We start from the raw sequence: 21,508 nt of genomic DNA, 5'->3' as shown, positions 1-21,508 counted from the left end.
GCCACCCGCCGAGGGGGCGAACGTTAGTCTTCGTCAAACCCGGCGTTGAACAGCGCAATCACCGCTGCCAGCGCCTCTTCTTCCTGCGGGCCGGTCGCCTCGACTTCGATCTGGCGACCTTTGGCGGAGTCCAGCATTAGCAGCGCAATCACGCTGTTGGCTTCCGCCTCGGTACCTTCATCGTTACGCAGCAGAACTTCAGCATCAAAACCCTGCATCAGCTCAAACAGCTTCATCGCCGGGCGGGCGTGCATACCCAGCTTGTTGGTGATCTCAACGGTCTGTTTTACGGTCATGTTTTGCGTTTTTCCAGCGTGCGATGACGGGACTGAACGTTCTTTCCGCGCGAGCGGAAGTAGTCGGCCAGCTGTTCGGCGATATAGACCGAACGATGTTTACCGCCGGTACAGCCAATCGCCACCGTCAGGTAGCTACGATTGTTTGTTTCCAGCATAGGTAACCATAGCTCAAGGTAGCTTCGCGTCTGGTAGATAAAATTGTGTACTTCTGTGTGCCGGTCGAGGAAGGCCGCGACAGGCTTATCCAACCCGGTCATTGGACGCAGTTTTGGGTCCCAGTGCGGGTTCGGCAGGAAGCGCACGTCGAAAACGTAATCCGCATCGATAGGGATACCGTGCTTAAAGCCGAAGGATTCGAACACCATGGTCAGCTCGCGCTCGCGCTTGCCCAGCAGGCGGGTTCGCAGCATTTCTGCCAGTTCGTGAACGGACATTTCGGAGGTGTCGACAATCAGATCCGCCCGTGACCGCAGCGGCTCCAGCAGATCGCTTTCCTGGTCGATGGCGCTTTCCAGGGAGAGGTTTTTACTGGAGAGCGGGTGCAGACGGCGGGTGTCGCTGTAGCGGCGGATCAGCGTGTTGCGATCGGCGTCCAGAAACAGCAGCTGCGGCGAGAACGCGTCAGGCAGGTTGCTCATCGCCTGTTCAAAGATCTCCGGCGATTCAGGCATGTTACGCACGTCAATGCTGACCGCTGCCGAGATCTGCCTGTCGGCCAGCGTCCGCGCCAGCTCCGGCAGCAGCACCACCGGCAGGTTATCGACGCAGTAAAATCCCATATCTTCCAGCGCGCGCAGGGCGACGGATTTCCCCGACCCCGAGCGGCCACTGACGATCATCAGCACCATGTTCCGTTTCTCCTCAGGACAACAGATGTGAAAGCCATCTCCCGGTTATGCATCATCCTGATTGCCTTCTGCTTCAGTGATAATCTGGTAGAGCTCTTCATCACTTTGGGCTGAACGCAGTCGACGGCAAATGGTTTTATCAGCCAGGCGTTTAGCGACCAGCGAAAGCGTATGCAGATGGGTTTTTGTCTGGTCGGCAGGCACCAGCAGCGCGAAGAGGAGATCGACCGGCTGGTTATCAATGGCATCGAAGGCAATAGGCGTTTCGAGCTGCACAAACACGCCGACGGCACGCAGGGTGTCTTCTTCGAGCTTGCCGTGCGGGATCGCGATACCGTTGCCGATGCCGGTACTGCCCATTTTTTCACGGGTCAGGATAGCTTCGAACACCACCTGCGGCGGCAGGCCCAGCTGTTTTGCGGCCAGTTCACTGATGATCTCCAGCGCACGTTTTTTGCTCTGGCAGTGAACGCCACTGCGGGTACATTCCTGGTTAAGGACATTGCTCAGTTGAAGAGCCGAATCGTTGTTCATCATAATTTCACCTAAGCGCTAACTGTACAAATGGCCTGTTGTGTTTCACAACAGGCCGTCCTGCACCCGTTAACTGCCCGGACAATTAGTGTTGTTTCAGTTTATCTTTATGTTTATTGAGCTGTCGCGCAAGCTTATCAATCAAGCCGTCGATAGCCGCGTACATGTCTTGCCCTTCCGCACTGGCATGGAGTTCACCCCCGTTAACGTGCAGGGTTGCATCCGAGATATGAGTCACTTTCTCCACTTTCAACACAATATAGACCTGATTGATCCTTTCGAAATACTGTTCGAGCTTCGCGAACTTCGTGTTCAGAAAATCGCGTAATGCCTCAGTAATCTCGACATTGTGTCCTGTGATGTTGAGCTGCATAGTGTCTTCCTTATCGGTTGTGTCAGACCAGTTGTTTACGCTGGTTAGACGGCGGAATGGATAAAGACTCTCGATACTTCGCAACAGTACGACGTGCCACCATAATACCCTGATCGGACAGCATGGTGGTTAACTTACTGTCACTCAGTGGCTTCGCGGGGTTCTCCGCTGCGATCAACTTCTTCACCAGTGCACGGATCGCCGTGGACGAGGCTTCGCCACCGCCCTCGGTGCTCACATGGCTGGAGAAGAAATACTTAAGCTCAAAAATACCGCGCGGGCTGTGCAGATACTTCTGCGTGGTCACGCGGGAAATGGTTGATTCATGCATCTCGACGGCCTGGGCGATATCCGCCAGCACCATCGGCTTCATGTACTCTTCGCCCTGCTCAAAGAACGCCTGCTGCTGTTCGACAATACAGCGGCTTACGCGCAGCAGCGTATCATTTCGGCTCTCCAGACTTTTGATCAGCCATCGCGCTTCCTGCAGGTTGCTGCGAATATATTGATTGTCTGAGTCGTTACGCACGCTGGTGCACATGGAGGCGTATTGCTGATTAATTTGCAGGCGAGGAATGCTGTCTGAGTTCAGTTCAACGACCCAGCGGTCGTTGTGCTTTCTGACCAGGACATCCGGGATGACATACTCGGGTTCGCTGGTCTGGATCGACTGACCGGGGCGCGGATCGAGCGACTGGATCAGGTTAACCGCTTCTTTCAGCACCTCTTCCTTCTGGCGCGTGACGCGCATCAGGGTACGGAAATCGTGGTTAGCCAGCAGATCCAGATGATCGCTGATGATTAATCGGGCCTCATCAAGCCAGGGCGTGGTTTTGTCGAACTGCGAGAGCTGGATCAGCAGGCAATCGCGCAGATCTTTTGCCGCGACCCCGACCGGATCGAAGCGCTGGATGCGCTTCAGGACGGCTTCAATTTCTTCGAGTTCAATCTCGTCGTCGCCGATGCTTTCCAGAATATCGTCAAGCGTGACGGTCAAGTAGCCGGTGTCATCGACGGCATCGACAATTGACGTCGCAATTGCGCGGTCGGTGTCGGAGAAGGGCGTCAGCTCAACTTGCCACATCAGGTAGTCCTGCAGCGACTGGGTCGTTTCGCCCTGATAAACCGGCAGCTCGTCGTCCTGATAATCTGCACGCGTGCCCGAAGGCGTTCCGGCGGTGTAGAGTTCATCCCAGCTGGCATCCAGCGGAAGCTCGTCCGGCATCTCTTTTTGTTCGAGCGCATCAACGGTATCGAGCGTTTCAGTGTCCTGCGATTGCTGAGTATCTACCTCGTCATGAAGATCGGTTTGCTCCAGCAGCGGATTGCTGTCCAGCGCCTGCTGGAGCTCCTGCTGGAGTTCTAACGTGGACAACTGCAACAGGCGAATTGCCTGCTGTAGCTGCGGCGTCATTGCCAGTTGTTGGCTGAGCCGTAATTGCAAACCTTGCTTCATGTTCAGAGCATTTTTCTCCGGTTCGGCGTTGTGTTACCTCTACCCTATCAGAGTCTGAAGTCTTCCCCAAGGTACACGCGCTTAACATGCTCATCTTCGAGGATTTGCTGCGGCGTACCGTGGGCGATCAGATGGCCCTGGCTCACAATGTAGGCGCGTTCACACACCGCCAGCGTTTCACGAACGTTGTGGTCGGTGATCAGCACGCCAAGTCCGCTGTCGCGCAGATGCTCGATAATACGTTTGATGTCGATAACGGAGATCGGGTCAACGCCCGCGAAGGGTTCATCCAGCAGGATGAATTTCGGGTTCGCCGCCAGCGCGCGCGCAATTTCAACACGGCGACGTTCACCGCCGGATAACGCCTGACCGAGGCTGTCGCGCAGGTGTTCGATGTGGAACTCCTCCATCAGCTCATTGGCGCGATCCTGACGCTGTTCGCTGGTCAGATCGTCACGAATTTGCAGTACCGCCATCAGGTTATCGTAAACGCTCAGGCGGCGGAAAATGGAGGCTTCCTGAGGCAGGTAGCCAATGCCACGACGCGCGCGCGCGTGCAGCGGCAGCAGGCTAATGTCTTCATCGTCGATGATAATGTTGCCCGCATCGCGCGGCACAATGCCGACGACCATGTAAAACGTGGTGGTTTTACCCGCACCGTTAGGGCCAAGCAGGCCCACGATTTCGCCGGAATTGACGGTCAGACTGACATCTTCCACGACGCGGCGGCCCTTGTAGGCTTTCGCAAGATTTTTTGCAGTTAATGTTGCCATAGCGAATTAGTTACTCTTCTTCTGTGCCGGGGCCTGGCCTTTGCCTTTGTCCTGCAGCTGGGACGGAACAAGCACGGTAGTCACGCGTTTGCCTTTCTCACTGGTGGCCTGCATTTTCTGCTCTTTCACCAGATAGGTGATCTTGTCGCCGGTGATATTGCTGTCCAGCTGCTCCAGATAGGCGTTACCGGTGAGGATAACCAGATCCTTCGCCAGTTCGTAATGCATGTGCGAGGCACGCCCTTTTACCGGCTTGCCGTTGTCCTGCATCTGGTAGAAGGTGGCCGGATTGCCATAGCCATCGATGATTTCTTTGCCCTGCTCGCCGCCTGGGCGGGTAACGACCACTTTGTCGGCGTTAATTTTGATCGTGCCCTGGGTCATGACGACGTTGCCCGTGAAGGTGACGACGTTACCCTGCATATCGAGCGACTGCGCGTCGGACTCGATATGAATTGGCTGCTCGGTATCACCCGTCACAGCAAAAGCGGGAAGACTGGCCGCCAGCATCGCACTGGCGATAATTACTTTAAGGCTGAGTTTGTTTGTTTTGAATTTCATAGGAGGTTCTAACCTTTTCAATCAGCTCGGCGTTTTTGCTGCGTAAGTTCCCGCGCATTCTCAGACCGCTGGAATTAAATGTAGTGCCATACAGTGTGACCAGATCCTGCGACGTGACATCCTGGGTCACCAGGTTGATTTGGGCATTATCCGTCGTAATTTTGCGCAGCTGCGAGTCAGGGGTCAGGGCGTTGACTTCAACGTGGCCGTACAGATACAGCATACGGTCGTTCGTCAGCTTTGCCCTGTCTGACTTAATCGACCACGTCGGCACTTTGTCCGTATCGAACGTGGTCATGACGGGCTGGGTAAACCAGGAAATACCGTCATCTGAAAAATATTCTACATGCTGGGCAATCAGCCGATAGTTCAGCGCCCCTTCAGGGCTGTAGACCACGGTGTCGCTGTGATCGCTTTTATAGGTTGGCTCGTTATTATTCACTACTTCTGTCTGCGTATCGTCACGATCGGCAAGATTCACGCCAATCAGGACCAGCGCAACAAGCGAAAGCAGAATGATAACCCAACGTCTGGTTTTACTCATATCGATTGCCCTTTGGCCTCATCAAGCTTGCCCTGCGCCAGCAGAAGCAGATCGCAGACTTCACGTACGGCACCACGGCCACCGTTAATATGGGTAACATAGTCAGCGCGCGGGATCAGCAGCGGATGCGCATCGGCCACCGCGATACTCAGGCCCACTTCCGCCATCACCGGCCAGTCAATCAGATCGTCCCCGACGTAGGCCACATTTTCCGGTGCGATAGCCAGTTTACCCAGCAGATCGTTGAAGGCGACCATCTTGTCGGATTGCCCCTGATACAGATGGGTAATGCCCAGCGTTTCACAGCGATCTTCTACCAGTTTAGCTTTTCGTCCGGTGATGATTGCAACTTCAATACCCGACGTGAGCGCGCAGCGAATGCCGTAACCGTCGCGAACGTTAAATGCTTTCAGCTCTTCGCCATTATTGCCCATGTAAATCAGGCCATCGGAGAGTACGCCATCCACATCCAGGATCAGCAGGCGAATATTTTCCGCCTTTGCCATCATGGAGGTACTCACCGGACCATAACAGGTTGCAAGGGATGCACCCGCATTACTCATTGTCTTATCCTTCATTACACTACGCCCGCGCGCAGCAGATCATGCATATGTACCACACCCAGCAATTGGTCGCCATCGGCAACCATGACGGAGGTGATATGACGGGACTGCATGAGGTTCAATACATCCACAGCCAGCGTGCCTGGACGCACGCGAATGCCGCCTGTCGTCATGACGTCGGCAATACCGAGCGTGCGGACATCCACCCCCATATCGAACACGCGACGCAGGTCGCCATCGGTGAAAATGCCCTGAATTTTCATCAGGTCATCGCATATCACCGTCATGCCCAGATTTTTACGGGTGATCTCCAGCAGCGCATCGCGCAGCGAAGCCTCTTTGCTGACGTGAGGGATCTCATCGCCCGTGTGCATAATATCGTTCACCCGCAGCAGCAGCTTGCGGCCCAGCGCGCCACCCGGGTGGGACAGCGCGAAATCTTCCGGCGTAAAGCCCCGGGCTTCAAGCAGCGCAACGGCCAGCGCATCGCCCATGACCAGCGCAGCCGTGGTGCTGGATGTCGGCGCAAGACCGAGCGGACAGGCTTCTTTGGGGACCTTCACACACAGGTGAATATCCGCGGCGCGCGCCATGCTGCTTTCGGGGCGGCTGGTCATGCAAATGAGCGGAACCTGCAGGCGCTTCAATACCGGGATCAGCGCCAGGATCTCATTGGACTCGCCGGAATTCGACAGTGCAATGACCACATCCTGCGGCGTGACCATCCCCAGATCGCCGTGCGCGGCTTCACCAGGATGGACAAAGAAGGAGGAGGTTCCCGTGCTGGCAAACGTCGCCGCCATTTTGCGCCCGATGTGACCGGACTTGCCCATTCCCATGACCACGACTTTACCGGCACAGTAGAATATCTTCTCACATGCCAGACTAAAATCCTGATTAATGTACTGATCTAACTGCGCCAGACCTTCACGTTCAATCTCCAGAACGTCTTTGCCTGCTTTCTGAAAGTCAAAACCCGGCTGCAATTCTACTTGCGACATAATGCGTTTCCGTTTACCCAGAGAGAAGAGGCGAGAGCCAGTACAGCATAGCCATCCATACGATAAATCCACCTGTCAGCAGCGCGCCTGCGCCTTTGCCTATCTGCTCTTTTCGCCGCCAGCAGAGCAGGGCGAAAATCACGCTGACCAGCAGCATCACACCGTAATCACGCGTGAAGGCCATAGGGTTAAATGGCCCCGGTGAAATCAGAGCCGGTAGCCCCATCACGATGGCGATATTGAAAATGTTGGAACCGATGATGGTGCCAATGGCGATATCGTCTTCGCCCTTACGTGCGCCAGCAATGGCCGTGGCCAGCTCCGGCAGGCTGGTGCCGATGGCAATCACGGTCAGGCCGATGGTTAGTTCGCTCATGGCGAAATAGTTCGCCAGCACGGTTGCGTTATCCACCACCATGCGCGTGGCCATCGGCATGATGATTAACGCAACGCCAAGCCAAAGCAGCGCGACGGGAAGCGTGCCTTCACGCGGGAGTTCGGCAACATGCTCGCGCGTCAGGCTGTCATGGCCCTGTTTTTCAGCCTGCCGGGCGATTTTAACACTATAAAGTAGCCAGATGGCCGCCAGCGCCAGCAGGAAAATGCCGTCGCTGTAGCTCAGCACCCCATCATAAAATACGCAGCCTGCCAGCAGGCTTACGATTAACATTAGCGGCAATTCGCGGCGCAGAACATCAGAATGCACGCGAAAAGGATGCAGCAGCGCGGCAAGGCCTAAAATAAGCAGAATATTGACGATGTTAGAGCCGATCGCCGTGCCAATCGCGAGGTCAACCTGACCGTGTAAAGAGGCGGTAACCGAGACGATTATTTCAGGAAGAGAAGTGCCGACGCTGACAACGGTCATCCCGATGACAATAGGCGGTACGCCAATCAGACGGCACAGGATCGATGCGGCAAACACTAAACGGTCAGCACTGTAGACCACCAAAAGTAAACCAATTATTAACAGTGCTGTTGCTAAAAGCATCAAAAGTCCTTTCTTCAGGTATACTCGCCGGTCCACCGTGCAGAATTGCCGGCGCTGCATACAGTCTGAGACGTAACGAATTCCTAATTTTGACTTTATGCGCTGGAAAAGTAAAACAAATGCCAGCTTTCGCTAACCTCAAAGGCTAATATTCTGTAAAAATGTGGGGTTTAGGGCTGATTTAAGCGTTACGCTTCGCATGAGGCAGGGTAAGAAAGGAACCATAAATGAGCCAAACGATGGCGAATATAGTCGATGTCCGCGGTGTGAGCTTTTCTCGCGCCGACAGATTGATATTTGATGATATTTCGTTGACCGTACCGCGTGGCAAGATTACCGCCATTATGGGGCCGTCCGGGATCGGTAAAACGACTCTGTTACGACTCATTGGTGGGCAGATCCCACCAGACAGCGGAGAAATTCTTTTCGACGGGGAAAACGTCCCGGAGATGTCGCGATCGCGCCTGTATACCGTGCGTAAGCGCATGAGCATGCTTTTTCAGTCGGGAGCGTTATTCACCGACATGAACGTCTTCGATAACGTGGCTTATCCGCTGCGAGAACATACCCAGCTGCCGCCAGAACTGCTGAAAAGCACCGTGATGATGAAGCTGGAAGCCGTGGGGCTGCGAGGTGCGGCGAAATTAATGCCGTCTGAGCTTTCCGGCGGTATGGCACGTCGCGCCGCGCTGGCGCGCGCCATTGCGTTAGAACCTGATTTAATCATGTTCGACGAACCTTTCGTCGGGCAGGACCCTATCACTATGGGCGTGTTGGTTAAGCTCATCTCTGAATTGAACAGCGCGCTCGGCGTGACCTGCATCGTGGTCTCCCACGACGTGCCGGAAGTGCTGAGCATTGCTGATTACGCCTACATTGTGGCAGACAAAAAGATCGTTGCGCACGGCAGTGCTCAGGCGTTGCAGGAAAATTGCGATCCGCGAGTTCGTCAGTTCCTGGACGGCATTGCGGATGGACCCGTGCCGTTCCGCTATCCTGCGGGCGATTACCGTGATGATTTACTGGGAATAGGGAGTTAAGCCACTCATGCTGTTAAATGCGTTGGCCGCTCTCGGACACCGTGGCATAAAAACCATCAGGACGTTCGGGCGTGCCGGATTGATGTTATTCAACGCGGTGGTCGGCAAGCCGGAATTCCGTAAACATACGCCTTTACTCGTGCGACAGCTCTATAATGTCGGCGTGCTGTCGATGCTCATCATCATCGTTTCCGGTCTGTTTATCGGTATGGTGCTGGGGCTGCAGGGGTATCTGGTTCTCACCACCTACAGCGCGGAAACGAGCCTTGGAATGCTGGTTGCGCTCTCGCTGCTGCGTGAGCTGGGGCCGGTTGTTGCGGCGCTGCTGTTTGCCGGACGCGCGGGTTCTGCGCTAACGGCGGAAATCGGCCTGATGCGTGCGACCGAGCAGCTTTCCAGCATGGAGATGATGGCGGTCGATCCGCTGCGTCGCGTGATCTCGCCACGTTTCTGGGCTGGGGTTATTTCCTTACCGTTGCTCACCATCCTCTTTGTCGCCGTGGGTATTTGGGGCGGTTCGCTGGTTGGCGTGCACTGGAAAGGGATTGACGCCGGGTTCTTCTGGTCTGCTATGCAGGATGCGATCGACCTGCGAATGGATCTGGTTAACTGCCTGATTAAAAGCGTGGTCTTCGCTATTACGGTCACCTGGATTGCCTTGTTTAACGGTTACGATGCTATCCCGACGTCGGCGGGCATTAGCCGTGCTACTACACGTACTGTCGTACATTCGTCGCTGGCCGTACTGGGTCTGGATTTTGTGCTCACCGCACTGATGTTTGGGAATTGAGTTCATGCAAACGAGAAAAAATGAAATTTGGGTTGGCGTGTTTCTGCTGTTAGCCCTGCTGGCTGCACTGTTCATCTGCCTGCGCGCGGCGGATATCACTTCCGTTCGCACCGAGCCGACGTATCGTATCTATGCCACTTTCGATAATATCGGTGGCCTGAAGGCGCGCTCGCCGGTTCGCATCGGCGGCGTGGTGATTGGCCGCGTGACGGATATTACGCTCGATGAGAAAACCTATCTCCCGCGCGTCGCGATGGAGATTGAAGAGCGCTACAACCATATTCCAGATACCAGCTCGCTTTCCATTCGTACCTCCGGCCTGCTGGGTGAGCAATATCTTGCCCTGAACGTCGGTTTTGAAGACCCGGAGCTGGGAACGACTATCCTTAAGGACGGTAGCGTAATCCAGGATACGAAGTCCGCGATGGTGCTGGAAGATATGATTGGTCAGTTCCTTTACAACAGTAAAGGGGATGATAAAAACTCAGAAGCTGCGCCTGCGCAGAGTGAAGAGCATACCAACGCCGCACCGGCACCTGGTGCAGCGAATTAATTTCAGGAGAAGTCATTCATGTTTAAACGACTGTTAATGGTTGCCATGCTGGTCATTGCCCCTCTTTCCGCAGTACATGCGGCAGACCAGACTAACCCGTACAAACTGATGGATGAGGCCGCACAGAAGACCTTCGATCGTCTTAAGAACGAGCAGCCTAAAATTCGTGCTAATCCTGATTATCTGCGCGACGTGGTCGATCAGGAACTGCTTCCGTACGTGCAGATTAAATATGCGGGCGCGCTGGTTCTGGGACGTTACTACAAAGATGCTACCCCAGCGCAGCGTGATGCCTACTTTGCCGCCTTCCGCGAGTACCTGAAACAGGCGTACGGCCAGGCGCTGGCGATGTATCACGGTCAGACCTATCAAATTGCTCCTGAACAGCCGCTGGGCGACGCGACCATTATCCCTATCCGCGTGACCATTAACGATCCTAACGGTCGTCCGCCGGTTCGTCTGGACTTCCAGTGGCGTAAAAACAGCCAGACCGGCCACTGGCAGGCGTATGACATGATTGCCGAAGGGGTGAGCATGATCACCACCAAACAGAACGAGTGGAGCGATCTGCTGCGCACCAAAGGTATTGATGGCCTGACCGCACAGCTGCAGTCTATCTCTCGTCAGAAAATTACGCTGGACGAGAAAAAGTAATGTCTCAGCAGCTTGGCTGGTCGCGTGAAGGCGAGGCGTTAAAACTGTCCGGTGAACTGGATCAGGACTTGCTGAACCCGCTATGGGATAAGCGTCATGAAGCCATGCAGGGCGTGACGCTCATTGACTTAAGCGACGTCACGCGGGTTGATACGGCTGGGATTGCGCTGCTGACCCATCTGATAGCGGAAGGGAAAAAGCAGGGTAAAAACGTCGCGCTTCACGGTGCGAGCGACAATGTTGTTACCCTGGCGCAGCTCTACAATTTGCCGCAGGACGTTTTGCCTCGTTAATATTTTCAGTGCGTTACTTCTGAAAGCCTCGACAGTTTCATCGTCGGGGCTTTTTGCTTGTTTAAGACTGCGCCACTTTGCTCTAAGATGTTGGGCTTGTTTTACTATCAGATGATTAAGAACCCATGGAAAATAATGAAATCCAGGCAGTGCTGATGAATGCACTCTCCCTTCAGGAAGCCCACGTCTCTGGCGATGGCAGTCACTTCCAGGTTATTGCTGTGGGTGAGATCTTCGACGGTATGAGTCGCGTGAAGAAGCAGCAGGCTGTTTACGCGCCGCTGATGGAATACATTGCGGACAACCGCATCCACGCCCTGTCGATTAAAGCGTTCACCCCGCAAGAGTGGGCACGCGATCGCAAACTAAACGGTTTTTGAGCTGAGGGCTATGCCCGCAGCACGGTTGAATTTATAAGAGAGCAATTACATGGACAAATTTCGTGTACAGGGGCCAACGCGTCTCCAGGGCGAAGTCACAATTTCTGGCGCCAAAAACGCCGCGCTGCCAATCCTCTTTGCCGCGCTGCTGGCGGAAGAGCCGGTAGAAATTCAGAACGTACCGAAGCTGAAAGATATCGACACCACCATGAAGTTGCTCACCCAGCTGGGTACGAAAGTCGAGCGTAACGGTTCCGTGTGGATCGATGCCGGCAACGTTAACAACTTCTCTGCGCCTTACGACCTGGTGAAAACCATGCGTGCGTCCATCTGGGCGCTTGGCCCGCTGGTGGCGCGTTTTGGTCAGGGGCAAGTCTCGCTGCCGGGCGGTTGCGCCATCGGCGCGCGTCCTGTTGACCTGCACATCTTTGGCCTTGAGAAACTGGGCGCAGAGATCAAGCTGGAAGAAGGTTATGTGAAAGCGTCCGTCAATGGCCGTCTGAAAGGCGCGCACATTGTTATGGATAAAGTGAGCGTAGGCGCAACCGTCACCATCATGTCGGCAGCGACGCTGGCAGAAGGCACGACCGTTATTGAAAACGCCGCGCGCGAGCCGGAGATCGTGGATACCGCGAATTTCCTCGTGGCGCTGGGTGCAAAAATTTCGGGTCAGGGCACCGACCGCATCACCATCGAAGGCGTTGAGCGCCTGGGTGGCGGCGTTTACCGCGTTCTGCCGGACCGTATCGAAACCGGTACCTTCCTGGTGGCAGCGGCGATTTCCGGCGGCAAGATTGTCTGCCGTAACGCACAGCCTGACACGCTGGATGCCGTTCTGGCGAAACTGCGCGATGCGGGTGCGGATATTGAAACAGGTGAAGACTGGATTAGCCTGGATATGCACGGTCAGCGTCCAAAAGCCGTAAATGTGCGTACTGCACCGCATCCTGCCTTCCCGACGGACATGCAGGCGCAATTTACCCTGTTAAACCTGGTTGCAGAAGGCACCGGGTTCATCACGGAAACCATCTTCGAAAACCGTTTCATGCATGTGCCTGAACTGATCCGTATGGGCGCGCATGCTGAGATCGAAAGCAATACGGTTATCTGCCACGGCGTTGAAAAACTGTCGGGTGCGCAGGTGATGGCGACCGACCTGCGTGCGTCCGCAAGCCTGGTGCTGGCGGGTTGTATTGCAGAAGGAACGACCGTTGTCGATCGTATCTACCACATCGATCGTGGCTATGAGCGTATCGAAGACAAACTGCGCGCGCTGGGTGCCAATATCGAGCGTGTGAAGGGCGAGTAATCGTTCCGGCACCCCCCTGCCTTGAAGGGCTGGGGGATTGCTGTTCCTGTCAAACCGGGTGCATCAGCTCTGATGCGCTTTCTTTGTTTTGCTCTGGCGCATCATGCGCGTTCTGTCGATAAACTCATGCGTAACAGGGTCGTGGTAGCGTGACGGCCAGATTATCCACGGGTGCGTGTCCAGCGCCGTCGCGATGATTAATTCTCCCTTTGGCCAGGGGCGGGTCAGGGCGTTTGCCAGCGTCGAAGAGCTTAAACCGCTGCGGCGCGATTCTGCTGCCAGTGATGTTCCTTTTTTGCGCAGTGCCGCAATGATGTCAGCGGAATGCCAGTCGATAAATTTCGTATCCATAAAGCTGTCCTTATGTTCGTATTCACCTGCGCCATTTCTCCTGAAATGACCGCGTTACTATAGCGCCTTCGAACACATGTTCTAAAAAGTTCGAGTTACTGGAAGCAATATTCAGAATAAGACATGGCTTTATTCATGCGGCCTGTAAGCCGATGATTTAACATGAATATGGAATTTACAGGAGCTTATTGGAGTTCCCCGTGACGCGCACGGGGAAAGGGCGAGAAATTAACGATCGCGCTGAACGGCGATGTGGGCAAGACCAATTAGCGCCTCGCGCCACGGGCTGTCGGGAATAACCTGGAGTGCTTCGATGGCTTTATCGGCCTCTTCCTCGGCACGCTGACGCGTCCATTCCAGCGATCCGCAGATAGCCATTGTTTCCAGTACAGGTTCCAGAAGATGTCGACCATTTCCCTGTTCGATCGCTTCGCGGATCATTTTCGCCTGTTCAGGCGTGCCGTTGCGCATGGCATGGAGCAACGGCAGGGTCGGTTTACCTTCGTTCAGGTCATCGCCAACGTTTTTACCGAGCGTTTCGCCATCGGCGCTGTAATCCAGCAGGTCATCAATCAGCTGGAACGCGGTGCCAAGGTAGCGGCCATAATCCTGCAGCCCTTTTTCCTGCGCTTCCGTACAGCCTGCCAGGATGCCAGAACATTGCGCAGCCGCTTCAAACAGGCGCGCGGTCTTGCTGTAGATGACGCGCATGTAATTTTCTTCCGTGATGTCCGGGTCGTTGACGTTCATCAGCTGGAGGACTTCGCCTTCCGCGATCACGTTTACGGCTTCAGACATCACTTCGAGCACTTTCAGCGAGCCCAGGCTGGTCATCATCTGGAAGGCGCGGGTATAGATAAAATCCCCGACCAGAACGCTGGCTGCGTTACCGAAGGCGGCATTGGCCGTGGCTTTCCCGCGACGCATGTCTGATTCATCCACAACGTCATCGTGCAGAAGCGTCGCAGTATGAATAAATTCGATCAGGGCAGCGATCGTGACGTGGGCATTTCCCTGATAGCCAATGGCGCGGGCGGCCAGAATGGCAATCATCGGGCGAATGCGTTTACCGCCGCCGCTGACGATGTAATAGCCCAACTGATTGATCAGCTGAACGTCAGAGTTGAGTTGCTCCAGGATTGCTGCATTCACACCCGCCATATCTTGCGCGGTTAACTCGTTGATTTTTTCTAAATTCATCGCAAAAGCCGGGCTTTTTATCCTGTTTATCCCACACGATGTGGGTTCACAATGGGGTTGGGTTTATCAATAGTATTGCTGATTGTACTGAAAAAACCGCGCAGATAAACGTTACCGTACGTGTTGTGTTTTTTTTCTTCATGTATTGACGGTAGCACTTGTCAAAGGCTCGCGTTTTGCGTAATATTCGCGCCCTATTGTGAATATTTATAGCGCACTCTGATTCATACGAGGACGTGCGCGGAAGCGGAGTTTATATGTACGCGGTTTTCCAAAGTGGTGGTAAACAACACCGAGTAAGCGAAGGTCAGACCATTCGCCTGGAAAAGCTGGACATCGCAACTGGCGAAGCTGTTGAGTTCGCTGAAGTTCTGATGATCGCAAACGGTGAAGAAGTCAAAATCGGCGTTCCTTTCGTTGATGGCGGCGTTATCAAAGCTGAAGTTGTTGCTCACGGTCGTGGCGAGAAAGTTAAAATCGTTAAGTTTCGTCGTCGTAAACACTACCGTAAGCAGCAGGGCCACCGTCAGTGGTTCACTGATGTGAAAATTACTGGCATCAGCGCCTAAGACCTGAGGAGAGATTTAAATGGCACATAAAAAGGCTGGCGGCTCCACACGTAACGGTCGCGATTCAGAAGCTAAACGCCTTGGCGTTAAGCGTTTCGGTGGCGAATCCGTTCTGGCGGGTAGCATCATCGTTCGTCAACGTGGTACCAAATTCCACGCTGGCAACAACGTAGGTTGCGGTCGTGACCACACTCTGTTTGCTAAAGCAGACGGTAAAGTGAAATTTGAAGTTAAAGGCCCGAACAACCGTAAATACATCAGCATCGTTGCTGAGTAAGGTTTTCTCGGTCCGGTAACGGATTAAAGCCCCGCAACACGTTGCGGGGCTTTTTACATTGGAAACCCGGAAAATTTTCTGTAGGGAAAACGGGCATGAAGCAGCAGGCCGGCATTGGTATTCTTTTGGCGATCACCACCGCGATGTGCTGGGGTGCACTGCCAATTGCAATGAAGCAGGTACTGGAAGTGATGGAGCCACCAACGGTGGTGTTTTATCGCTTTCTGATGGCAAGCATTGGCCTCGGTGCCATTCTGGCCGTCAAAGGTAAGCTGCCACCGCTGCGCATCTTCCGCAAACCGCGATGGCTGGTATTGCTGGCAATCGCGACGGGCGGTTTGTTCGGTAACTTCATCCTGTTCAGCTCTTCCCTGCAGTACCTTAGCCCTACGGCGTCGCAGGTGATTGGTCAACTCTCACCGGTCGGTATGATGGTGGCCAGCGTCTTTATCCTGAAGGAGAAGATGCGCGGGACGCAGATTGTCGGGGCGAGCATGCTGCTTTGTGGCCTGGTGATGTTCTTCAACACCAGCCTCGTGGAAATTTTTACCCGCCTGACGGATTACACCTGGGGTGTGATTTTCGGTGTGGGTGCAGCAACGGTCTGGGTGAGTTACGGCGTCGCGCAAAAGGTGTTATTGCGTCGTCTGGCCTCACAGCAGATCCTCCTTTTGCTGTACACTTTGTGTACAATAGCATTATTGCCACTAGCAAAGCCGGGTGTGATTACCCAGCTTAGCGACTGGCAGCTGGCGTGCCTCATTTTTTGTGGGCTTAATACGCTGGTCGGTTATGGCGCGCTGGCCGAAGCAATGGCGCGCTGGCAGGCAGCGCAGGTGAGCGCGTTAATCACGCTGACGCCGCTGTTTACCCTGTTATTTTCAGATTTGTTATCAATGGCCTGGCCCGATGTTTTCGTCAGACCGATGCTCAACCTGTTGGGCTATCTCGGTGCGTTTGTCGTGGTTGCGGGCGCGATGTATTCCGCCATTGGCCATCGTCTTTGGGGGCGTTGGCGCAAAAATGAAGCGGTCGTAGTAGAAGTCCCCCGCTCAGGCGAATGAGTTACGGAGAGTAAAATGAAGTTTGTTGATGAAGCTACGATTCTGGTCGTAGCAGGTGATGGCGGTAACGGCTGTGTAAGCTTCCGTCGTGAAAAATATATTCCTCGTGGCGGCCCTGACGGCGGCGACGGTGGTGACGGCGGCGACGTGTGGCTGGAGGCGGATGAGAACCTCAACACGCTGATCGACTACCGTTTTGAAAAATCTTTCCGTGCTGAGCGTGGCCAGAACGGCCAGAGCCGTGACTGTACCGGCAAACGGGGTAAGGACGTCAACATTAAGGTTCCGGTCGGTACGCGTGTCATCGATCAGGGTACGGGCGAAACTATGGGTGATATGACCAAACACGGTCAGCGCCTGCTGGTTGCGAAAGGGGGGTGGCACGGTCTGGGTAACAGCCGTTTCAAATCATCCGTAAACCGTGCTCCGCGTCAGAAAACCATGGGTACGCCGGGCGATACGCGCGAGCTGCAGCTGGAGCTGATGCTGCTGGCTGACGTGGGTATGCTGGGTATGCCGAACGCCGGTAAATCAACGTTTATCCGTGCGGTATCAGCCGCCAAGCCAAAAGTGGCGGATTATCCGTTTACCACGCTGGTGCCAAGCCTGGGCGTTGTCCGTATGGACCATGAAAAGAGCTTTGTCGTCGCTGATATCCCAGGTTTGATCGAGGGCGCAGCGGAAGGCGCAGGTCTCGGTATTCGCTTCCTGAAGCACCTTGAGCGCTGCCGCGTGCTGCTGCACATTGTTGATATTAATCCAATCGACGAATCCGATCCGGTTGAAAACGCCCGTATCATCGTGGGTGAACTGGAAAAATACAGCGAAAAACTCGCCGGTAAGCCGCGCTGGCTGGTCTTTAACAAGATCGACCTGATGGACAAAGCGGAAGCCGAAGCGAAAGCGAAAGCGATTGCTGACGCAATGGGTTGGGAGGATAAATACTACCTGATCTCTGCGGCAAGCCAGGTTGGCGTGAAAGATCTTTGCTGGGATGTGATGACCTTTATCATCGAAAACCCAATCGTTCAGGCGGAAGAAGCGAAACAGCCTGAAAAAGTTGAATTCATGTGGGATGACTACCACCGCCAGCAGCTCGAAGAGCTGGAAGCGGAAGAAGATGATGAAGACTGGGACGATGACTGGGATGAAGACGACGAAGAAGGCGTCGAGTTCATCTACAAGCATTAATTCCTGCAAGAAGCCCCTGTTAAGGGGCTTTTTTTTTAACCTAACGTCGACGGTAACCAGCAGCTGGCAATTAAACCGCCTTCTGCGGCATTCTCTAGCGTCAGTTTGCCGTGATGAAGCTGCACAATGCGTTGCACAATGCTCAGCCCAAGGCCGCTTCCGCCGTAGCGCTGATCGAGCCGGCGGAAAGGCTCGGTGATGGACTGACGGTGCGCTTCGTCAATGCCCGGGCCCTGATCGATGACGCTAACCTCTGTCCCGCCGTCCCGCTCGGTCAGCGTCACTTCAATCGTGGTTCCCGCAGGGCTATAGCGTCCGGCATTCTCCAGCAGATTACGCAGCATCAGGCGCAGAAGCACCGCATCACCCTGAACCGTCAGCGGGCTTTTGGCGGGCCAAATGACCGTGTGCTCTTTAGCTTCATGCTCAAGGCCGAGAGGGGTGATGATATTGTCTGTCCAGCTGACGGTATCGTAGTGGCCGCTGGCCATCGCTTGCCCGGCTCGCGCCAGCATGAGCAGCTGTTCAACGGTGTGCATCAGCTGATCGATGCGGCTGATTAACGGAGTAGCCTGTGCCGAACCCGACTGCACCATGAGTTCCAGATGCAGCCTGATCCCGGCGAGAGGCGTCCGAAGCTCGTGGGCAGCGTCTGCGGTAAAGAGACGCTCCTGCTGAATGGTGTGATCCAGCCGCGCGAGGAGCTGGTTCAGAGAGGTGGTGACCGCGCCAATCTCCTCCATGTCGGAATACATAGGCAGCGGCGTCAGGTTGTCCGCAGAACGGTTCGCCAGGCTGACGCGCAGTTTATTCAAAGGGCGGGTTATCCAGGTCACCGCCCAGAAAGAGAAGAAGAGCGTAAAGCCTACCATCACCAGGGAAGGCACCAGCAGAGAGGCAATCGCCTCGCGGATCTCTTTCTCGACGTGATTGTTACGGGATTTCGCAGACAGCGTTTCGCTGACCAGAAAGCCAATCTGCTCCCGGCTTTCGTGCCACAGCCACACGACGCTAATCAGCTGAAAAAAGAGAAGAATAACCGCCAGCAACACCATCAATCGCCGACGCATACTGTTCATTTCTGACTCTCCAGGCGGTAGCCAACGCCACGGACGGTTTTAATCCGATCCTTGCCGAGCTTGCGGCGCAGATTGTGAATGTGGACTTCAAGAGTGTTAGAGCCCGGATCGTCCTGCCAGGAGTAGATATCCTGCTGCAGCGTTTCGCGGTGTACGGTTTGTCCGCTGCGCATGATGAGGCGCGTAAGCAGTGCAAACTCTTTAGGCGTGACTTCAACCGGTTGGGATTGGCGCAGCACCTGCTGGGTTTGCAGATTCAGCGTAATATCGCCGTCGGTCAGCAGATTGTCGCTATGCCCCTGATAGCGGCGGATCAGCGCCCGCACGCGTGCCTGCAGCTCCGCAAGCGCAAAGGGTTTTACCAGGTAGTCATCCGCACCGGAATCGAGGCCATTAATGCGGTCTTCGATGGCATCGCGGGCGGTAAGGATCAGCACCGGGTTTTCCACACCGCGGCGACGCCACTGGCTCAGCAGCGTGGCGCCGTCTTTATCCGGCAGGCCTAAATCGAGGATCACCAGGCTGTATTCGCCGCTTTGGATCAGCGCGTCCGCTTCTGCCGCCGTTGCGGCACAGTCGAGAGCATATCCCTCATTGGCTAAAGCCAGCGCCAGCCCTTCCTGTAATAACAGATCGTCTTCAACTATGAGCAGTTTCATCGCTAGTTATTCTGGTAGATGTCCTTATAAAGCCTGCTTTCGAAACGTACCAGCGGGATACGACGATTACGCTGGTCGGCCGGTTCGACGGCATAGCCGGAAAGATACTGCACGAATGCCATGCGTTGTCCGCTGGCGGTCGTGATAAAGCCTGCAAGGTTGTATACGCCCTGCAGTGAACCGGTTTTCGCCGACACTTTGCCATCCACTCCGGCGGCGTGAAGTCCTGCACGGTATTGAAGTGAACCGTCGTGCCCGGCAAGCGGCAGCATCGTAATAAAGTTTAGCTCAGTGTCATGTTGTGCAATGTACTGAAGCACTTGCATCATCGTTGCTGGGGAGATCAAATTATGACGCGATAATCCGGACCCATCGACGGCGATGGTATTACCAAGATCGATCCCCGCCTGCTGGCGAAGGATCTGACGTACGGCATCTGAACCCGCGCGCCACGTACCCGGGACGCCGAAACGGGCGTGACCAATCATGCGAAACACCGTATCAGCAATCATGTTATCTGACTTTTTCAGCATAATCTTAAGCAGATCGTGCAGTGGAGCCGATTGTTTGGTCGCAATAACGTTACCGGGCTGATTGACTTGGGTCTGACGGAGCAGGGTGCCGGAATAGGTTATTCCAGCCTGTTTCAGCTCGTCTTTGAGAATGGCGCCAGCATAGCCCGCGCCATCCTGTATGGCGAAGGCCAGCGGCAGCGGATCGGCACGCTGCGTCAGGCAGCCGGTGAGCGTGAACCGATTAAGATCGCCTGGCACCACGTCCAGCTCGCAATATTGCGCATCCGGGGAACCTTTCGCCAGCGTGCGAACCTGGCTGAACATCGTGACCGGGTAGTAAGACGCCACGCGGATAAATGCTAAATCATCCGGTTTCGGTGCGCTGTACAGCGAGACGGAAAAGCAGTTACGGTCAACGATAGCGGCGGCAGGCGGGGCGCTAAAGCACTGCGTCATATCGTTCCACGGCCAGCCGGGGGCTTTGTCATGGCTGGCAAAGATAGAGGTGTCGATCAGCACGTTGCCATCAATTTTCTGCACGCCAGATTTTTTCAGCACCGCCACCATGTTGCGGATATCCTGGCGCTTAAAGGTCGGATCGCCGCCAAAGCGGGCGATAAGATCGCCTTTCAGTTCGCCATCTGCCACGTTGCCTTTTGTCTCAAGGGTGGTGGTAAAACGAAAATCCGGCCCGAGCTGAAGCAGCGCGGCGAGCGCAGTGATCACCTTCTGGGTACTGGCAGGCAGCGCCATCTGTTGACTGTGATAGTCAATCTCTGGCGACTGCGCGCCAACCTTCTGCACCATCAGCGCAAGGTTAGCACCCGCGGGCAGCTGATTAATGTATTCATCAACATTCGCAGCCTGGACGGTGAACGTTATACTGGTAGTCAATCCGATGATAAAACTGGAAAATCGCATAATCTCGCGCTAACAACCCGAAAACAAACCGTCATACTACGGTGCATGGCACTGCAAAGTAAACGATGACCCATAGTGAACTTCGCGGTAAAATGCATATCAAAATGAAAATTGCTGCTGGCCTGGGGCTCCGCTCCCGGGTCGGTTTTCTTTTTGCTTCTTGCCCGCTCATGGGGGCAGGAGCAGGGAACACTGCTCCCAACAGGAATGTTTAAGAGGTATAACAAATGCAAGCTATTCCGATGACCTTACGTGGTGCCGAAAAACTGCGCGAAGAGCTGGATTTCCTGAAATCCGTGCGTCGTCCTGAAATCATCGCCGCTATCGCGGATGCGCGTGAGCATGGCGACTTGAAAGAGAATGCTGAATATCACGCCGCGCGTGAGCAGCAGGGCTTCTGTGAAGGGCGTATTAAAGATATCGAAGCAAAGCTGTCCAATGCGCAGGTTATCGATATCACTAAAATGCCAAACAATGGCCGCGTGATCTTTGGCTCTACCGTTAGCGTGTTGAACCTGGACAACGATGAAGAGCAAACTTATCGCATCGTGGGTGATGATGAGGCTGACTTTAAGCAGAACCTGATTTCGGTGAACTCCCCGATTGCTCGTGGCCTGATTGGCAAAGAGCAGGATGATGTGGTCATGATTCGCACCCCAGGCGGTGAAGTGGAATACGAAATTACGAAGGTTGAATACCTGTAATTCGCTTCTCCGCTAA

At 54.6% G+C, this 21,508-nt stretch carries 28 protein-coding genes; 12 read left to right on the top strand and 16 right to left on the bottom strand.

Annotation, left to right across the window (positions count from 1 at the left end):
- Positions 1-23: 23 nt before the first annotated feature.
- The 11 genes from npr to VPX56_RS20240 all read right to left on the bottom strand — a co-directional run bounded on the left by npr (position 24) and on the right by VPX56_RS20240 (position 7,943).
- Positions 24-296, bottom strand: a complete 273-nt coding sequence (gene npr / locus VPX56_RS20290; RefSeq protein WP_003861872.1) for a PTS phosphocarrier protein NPr — start codon at positions 294-296, stop codon at positions 24-26.
- Complete coding sequence (rapZ, locus tag VPX56_RS20285) at positions 293-1,147, bottom strand: RNase adapter RapZ (RefSeq protein ID WP_131635295.1); 855 nt, start codon at positions 1,145-1,147, stop codon at positions 293-295. Before rapZ ends, npr begins: the two co-directional genes overlap by 4 nt.
- 45 nt (positions 1,148-1,192) lie before the next feature.
- Complete coding sequence (gene ptsN, locus VPX56_RS20280; protein WP_131635296.1) at positions 1,193-1,684, bottom strand: PTS IIA-like nitrogen regulatory protein PtsN; 492 nt, start codon at positions 1,682-1,684, stop codon at positions 1,193-1,195.
- An 82-nt stretch (positions 1,685-1,766) separates the two neighbouring features.
- On the bottom strand, positions 1,767-2,054 hold the full coding sequence (hpf, locus tag VPX56_RS20275; RefSeq protein WP_119936816.1) for a ribosome hibernation promoting factor: 288 nt from the start codon (positions 2,052-2,054) through the stop codon (positions 1,767-1,769).
- 22 nt (positions 2,055-2,076) lie between these two features.
- Positions 2,077-3,510 (bottom strand): RNA polymerase factor sigma-54, encoded by a 1,434-nt coding sequence (rpoN, locus tag VPX56_RS20270; RefSeq protein WP_326468592.1) that lies wholly within the window; start codon positions 3,508-3,510, stop codon positions 2,077-2,079.
- A 47-nt stretch (positions 3,511-3,557) separates the two neighbouring features.
- A complete protein-coding gene (lptB, locus tag VPX56_RS20265) occupies positions 3,558-4,283 on the bottom strand; it encodes an LPS export ABC transporter ATP-binding protein (RefSeq protein ID WP_131635298.1) in 726 nt (241 codons plus the stop codon).
- Between the two features lie 6 nt (positions 4,284-4,289).
- Entirely contained in the window at positions 4,290-4,844 is a 555-nt protein-coding gene (gene lptA, locus VPX56_RS20260) for a lipopolysaccharide ABC transporter substrate-binding protein LptA (RefSeq protein WP_131635299.1), read from the bottom strand.
- Positions 4,813-5,388 carry an LPS export ABC transporter periplasmic protein LptC gene (gene lptC, locus VPX56_RS20255; protein WP_131635300.1) on the bottom strand — a complete coding sequence of 192 codons (576 nt, stop codon included), beginning with the start codon at positions 5,386-5,388 and terminating at the stop codon, positions 4,813-4,815. The genes lptA and lptC overlap by 32 nt, the downstream gene beginning before the upstream one ends.
- Positions 5,385-5,951: a 3-deoxy-manno-octulosonate-8-phosphatase KdsC gene (gene kdsC / locus VPX56_RS20250; protein ID WP_131635301.1), complete on the bottom strand. Its 567-nt coding sequence runs from the start codon at positions 5,949-5,951 to the stop codon at positions 5,385-5,387. The genes lptC and kdsC overlap by 4 nt, the downstream gene beginning before the upstream one ends.
- A 14-nt stretch (positions 5,952-5,965) precedes the next feature.
- The gene (gene kdsD / locus VPX56_RS20245; protein ID WP_131635302.1) at positions 5,966-6,952 is read right to left on the bottom strand and encodes an arabinose-5-phosphate isomerase KdsD; all 987 of its coding nucleotides are present in this window, start codon (positions 6,950-6,952) and stop codon (positions 5,966-5,968) included.
- A gap of 13 nt (positions 6,953-6,965) precedes the next feature.
- A complete protein-coding gene (locus VPX56_RS20240) occupies positions 6,966-7,943 on the bottom strand; it encodes a calcium/sodium antiporter (RefSeq protein ID WP_131635303.1) in 978 nt (325 codons plus the stop codon).
- Positions 7,944-8,170: 227 nt separating this feature from the next.
- Between VPX56_RS20240 and mlaF the strand changes: the two genes are divergently transcribed.
- The 7 genes from mlaF to murA all read left to right on the top strand — a co-directional run bounded on the left by mlaF (position 8,171) and on the right by murA (position 12,962).
- The gene (gene mlaF / locus VPX56_RS20235) at positions 8,171-8,983 is read left to right on the top strand and encodes a phospholipid ABC transporter ATP-binding protein MlaF (RefSeq protein WP_131635304.1); all 813 of its coding nucleotides are present in this window, start codon (positions 8,171-8,173) and stop codon (positions 8,981-8,983) included.
- A 7-nt stretch (positions 8,984-8,990) separates the two neighbouring features.
- A complete protein-coding gene (gene mlaE / locus VPX56_RS20230; protein ID WP_131635305.1) occupies positions 8,991-9,773 on the top strand; it encodes a lipid asymmetry maintenance ABC transporter permease subunit MlaE in 783 nt (260 codons plus the stop codon).
- 4 nt (positions 9,774-9,777) lie between these two features.
- Positions 9,778-10,326, top strand: coding sequence for an outer membrane lipid asymmetry maintenance protein MlaD (mlaD, locus tag VPX56_RS20225; protein WP_131635306.1), 549 nt, complete (start codon positions 9,778-9,780; stop codon positions 10,324-10,326).
- Between the two features lie 18 nt (positions 10,327-10,344).
- Positions 10,345-10,980 carry a phospholipid-binding protein MlaC gene (mlaC, locus tag VPX56_RS20220; protein WP_131635307.1) on the top strand — a complete coding sequence of 212 codons (636 nt, stop codon included), beginning with the start codon at positions 10,345-10,347 and terminating at the stop codon, positions 10,978-10,980.
- Positions 10,980-11,273 carry a lipid asymmetry maintenance protein MlaB gene (gene mlaB, locus VPX56_RS20215; RefSeq protein WP_131635308.1) on the top strand — a complete coding sequence of 98 codons (294 nt, stop codon included), beginning with the start codon at positions 10,980-10,982 and terminating at the stop codon, positions 11,271-11,273. The genes mlaC and mlaB overlap by 1 nt, the downstream gene beginning before the upstream one ends.
- Before the next feature lie 125 nt (positions 11,274-11,398).
- Complete coding sequence (gene ibaG, locus VPX56_RS20210) at positions 11,399-11,653, top strand: BolA family iron metabolism protein IbaG (protein ID WP_014071941.1); 255 nt, start codon at positions 11,399-11,401, stop codon at positions 11,651-11,653.
- Positions 11,654-11,702: 49 nt separating this feature from the next.
- A complete protein-coding gene (murA, locus tag VPX56_RS20205) occupies positions 11,703-12,962 on the top strand; it encodes a UDP-N-acetylglucosamine 1-carboxyvinyltransferase (protein ID WP_131635309.1) in 1,260 nt (419 codons plus the stop codon).
- Positions 12,963-13,025: 63 nt separating this feature from the next.
- On the opposite strand, the gene sfsB is transcribed toward murA, so the two are convergent.
- Together sfsB and ispB are read right to left on the bottom strand one after the other, a co-directional pair.
- A complete protein-coding gene (gene sfsB, locus VPX56_RS20200) occupies positions 13,026-13,313 on the bottom strand; it encodes a DNA-binding transcriptional regulator SfsB (protein ID WP_131635310.1) in 288 nt (95 codons plus the stop codon).
- Between the two features lie 228 nt (positions 13,314-13,541).
- On the bottom strand, positions 13,542-14,513 hold the full coding sequence (gene ispB, locus VPX56_RS20195; RefSeq protein WP_131635311.1) for an octaprenyl diphosphate synthase: 972 nt from the start codon (positions 14,511-14,513) through the stop codon (positions 13,542-13,544).
- 257 nt (positions 14,514-14,770) lie between these two features.
- Here ispB and rplU point away from each other — a divergent pair, with 257 nt between their 5' ends.
- The 4 genes from rplU to cgtA all read left to right on the top strand — a co-directional run bounded on the left by rplU (position 14,771) and on the right by cgtA (position 17,614).
- Positions 14,771-15,082: a 50S ribosomal protein L21 gene (gene rplU, locus VPX56_RS20190; protein WP_095284390.1), complete on the top strand. Its 312-nt coding sequence runs from the start codon at positions 14,771-14,773 to the stop codon at positions 15,080-15,082.
- Positions 15,083-15,101: 19 nt separating this feature from the next.
- A complete protein-coding gene (rpmA, locus tag VPX56_RS20185; RefSeq protein ID WP_004385076.1) occupies positions 15,102-15,359 on the top strand; it encodes a 50S ribosomal protein L27 in 258 nt (85 codons plus the stop codon).
- Positions 15,360-15,454: 95 nt separating this feature from the next.
- Complete coding sequence (locus VPX56_RS20180) at positions 15,455-16,423, top strand: DMT family transporter (RefSeq protein WP_263610411.1); 969 nt, start codon at positions 15,455-15,457, stop codon at positions 16,421-16,423.
- A 15-nt stretch (positions 16,424-16,438) separates the two neighbouring features.
- Positions 16,439-17,614, top strand: a complete 1,176-nt coding sequence (gene cgtA / locus VPX56_RS20175) for an Obg family GTPase CgtA (RefSeq protein WP_326468575.1) — start codon at positions 16,439-16,441, stop codon at positions 17,612-17,614.
- Positions 17,615-17,649: 35 nt separating this feature from the next.
- On the opposite strand, the gene pmrB is transcribed toward cgtA, so the two are convergent.
- From pmrB to dacB, 3 genes are read right to left on the bottom strand one after another with little or no spacing between them, the layout of a single operon-like run.
- Positions 17,650-18,693, bottom strand: coding sequence for a two-component system sensor histidine kinase PmrB (gene pmrB / locus VPX56_RS20170; protein WP_326468573.1), 1,044 nt, complete (start codon positions 18,691-18,693; stop codon positions 17,650-17,652).
- Complete coding sequence (gene pmrA, locus VPX56_RS20165; RefSeq protein ID WP_006178770.1) at positions 18,690-19,352, bottom strand: two-component system response regulator PmrA; 663 nt, start codon at positions 19,350-19,352, stop codon at positions 18,690-18,692. The genes pmrB and pmrA overlap by 4 nt, the downstream gene beginning before the upstream one ends.
- Before the next feature lie 2 nt (positions 19,353-19,354).
- Positions 19,355-20,788, bottom strand: a complete 1,434-nt coding sequence (gene dacB, locus VPX56_RS20160) for a serine-type D-Ala-D-Ala carboxypeptidase (protein ID WP_131635315.1) — start codon at positions 20,786-20,788, stop codon at positions 19,355-19,357.
- 227 nt (positions 20,789-21,015) lie between these two features.
- Here dacB and greA point away from each other — a divergent pair, with 227 nt between their 5' ends.
- Positions 21,016-21,492 carry a transcription elongation factor GreA gene (gene greA, locus VPX56_RS20155; protein WP_131635316.1) on the top strand — a complete coding sequence of 159 codons (477 nt, stop codon included), beginning with the start codon at positions 21,016-21,018 and terminating at the stop codon, positions 21,490-21,492.
- Positions 21,493-21,508: the final 16 nt, after the last annotated feature.

The sequence above is a fragment of the Enterobacter wuhouensis genome, from assembly GCF_035835995.1.
GTDB lineage: Bacteria > Pseudomonadota > Gammaproteobacteria > Enterobacterales > Enterobacteriaceae > Enterobacter > Enterobacter wuhouensis.
The sequence above is the reverse complement of the archived record's forward strand: the minus strand, read 5'-3'. Positions and strand labels throughout refer to the sequence as shown.

Excerpts from the sequence above, each read along its gene's own strand:
- VPX56_RS20240 (WP_131635303.1), bottom strand. The coding sequence starts at position 7,943 with ATGCTTTTAGCAACAGCACTGTTAATAATTGGTTTACTTTTGGTGGTC.
- greA (WP_131635316.1), top strand. The coding sequence starts at position 21,016 with ATGCAAGCTATTCCGATGACCTTACGTGGTGCCGAAAAACTGCGCGAA.
- lptC (WP_131635300.1), bottom strand. The coding sequence starts at position 5,388 with ATGAGTAAAACCAGACGTTGGGTTATCATTCTGCTTTCGCTTGTTGCG.
- mlaB (WP_131635308.1), top strand. The coding sequence starts at position 10,980 with ATGTCTCAGCAGCTTGGCTGGTCGCGTGAAGGCGAGGCGTTAAAACTG.
- mlaC (WP_131635307.1), top strand. The coding sequence starts at position 10,345 with ATGTTTAAACGACTGTTAATGGTTGCCATGCTGGTCATTGCCCCTCTT.
- rapZ (WP_131635295.1), bottom strand. The coding sequence starts at position 1,147 with ATGGTGCTGATGATCGTCAGTGGCCGCTCGGGGTCGGGGAAATCCGTC.
- ptsN (WP_131635296.1), bottom strand. The coding sequence starts at position 1,684 with ATGATGAACAACGATTCGGCTCTTCAACTGAGCAATGTCCTTAACCAG.
- npr (WP_003861872.1), bottom strand. The coding sequence starts at position 296 with ATGACCGTAAAACAGACCGTTGAGATCACCAACAAGCTGGGTATGCAC.
- VPX56_RS20180 (WP_263610411.1), top strand. The coding sequence starts at position 15,455 with ATGAAGCAGCAGGCCGGCATTGGTATTCTTTTGGCGATCACCACCGCG.
- mlaE (WP_131635305.1), top strand. The coding sequence starts at position 8,991 with ATGCTGTTAAATGCGTTGGCCGCTCTCGGACACCGTGGCATAAAAACC.
- murA (WP_131635309.1), top strand. The coding sequence starts at position 11,703 with ATGGACAAATTTCGTGTACAGGGGCCAACGCGTCTCCAGGGCGAAGTC.
- kdsD (WP_131635302.1), bottom strand. The coding sequence starts at position 6,952 with ATGTCGCAAGTAGAATTGCAGCCGGGTTTTGACTTTCAGAAAGCAGGC.
- dacB (WP_131635315.1), bottom strand. The coding sequence starts at position 20,788 with ATGCGATTTTCCAGTTTTATCATCGGATTGACTACCAGTATAACGTTC.
- ibaG (WP_014071941.1), top strand. The coding sequence starts at position 11,399 with ATGGAAAATAATGAAATCCAGGCAGTGCTGATGAATGCACTCTCCCTT.
- rpoN (WP_326468592.1), bottom strand. The coding sequence starts at position 3,510 with ATGAAGCAAGGTTTGCAATTACGGCTCAGCCAACAACTGGCAATGACG.
- sfsB (WP_131635310.1), bottom strand. The coding sequence starts at position 13,313 with ATGGATACGAAATTTATCGACTGGCATTCCGCTGACATCATTGCGGCA.
- cgtA (WP_326468575.1), top strand. The coding sequence starts at position 16,439 with ATGAAGTTTGTTGATGAAGCTACGATTCTGGTCGTAGCAGGTGATGGC.
- lptB (WP_131635298.1), bottom strand. The coding sequence starts at position 4,283 with ATGGCAACATTAACTGCAAAAAATCTTGCGAAAGCCTACAAGGGCCGC.
- rpmA (WP_004385076.1), top strand. The coding sequence starts at position 15,102 with ATGGCACATAAAAAGGCTGGCGGCTCCACACGTAACGGTCGCGATTCA.
- hpf (WP_119936816.1), bottom strand. The coding sequence starts at position 2,054 with ATGCAGCTCAACATCACAGGACACAATGTCGAGATTACTGAGGCATTA.
- pmrA (WP_006178770.1), bottom strand. The coding sequence starts at position 19,352 with ATGAAACTGCTCATAGTTGAAGACGATCTGTTATTACAGGAAGGGCTG.
- mlaD (WP_131635306.1), top strand. The coding sequence starts at position 9,778 with ATGCAAACGAGAAAAAATGAAATTTGGGTTGGCGTGTTTCTGCTGTTA.
- ispB (WP_131635311.1), bottom strand. The coding sequence starts at position 14,513 with ATGAATTTAGAAAAAATCAACGAGTTAACCGCGCAAGATATGGCGGGT.
- rplU (WP_095284390.1), top strand. The coding sequence starts at position 14,771 with ATGTACGCGGTTTTCCAAAGTGGTGGTAAACAACACCGAGTAAGCGAA.
- kdsC (WP_131635301.1), bottom strand. The coding sequence starts at position 5,951 with ATGAGTAATGCGGGTGCATCCCTTGCAACCTGTTATGGTCCGGTGAGT.
- lptA (WP_131635299.1), bottom strand. The coding sequence starts at position 4,844 with ATGAAATTCAAAACAAACAAACTCAGCCTTAAAGTAATTATCGCCAGT.
- pmrB (WP_326468573.1), bottom strand. The coding sequence starts at position 18,693 with ATGAACAGTATGCGTCGGCGATTGATGGTGTTGCTGGCGGTTATTCTT.
- mlaF (WP_131635304.1), top strand. The coding sequence starts at position 8,171 with ATGAGCCAAACGATGGCGAATATAGTCGATGTCCGCGGTGTGAGCTTT.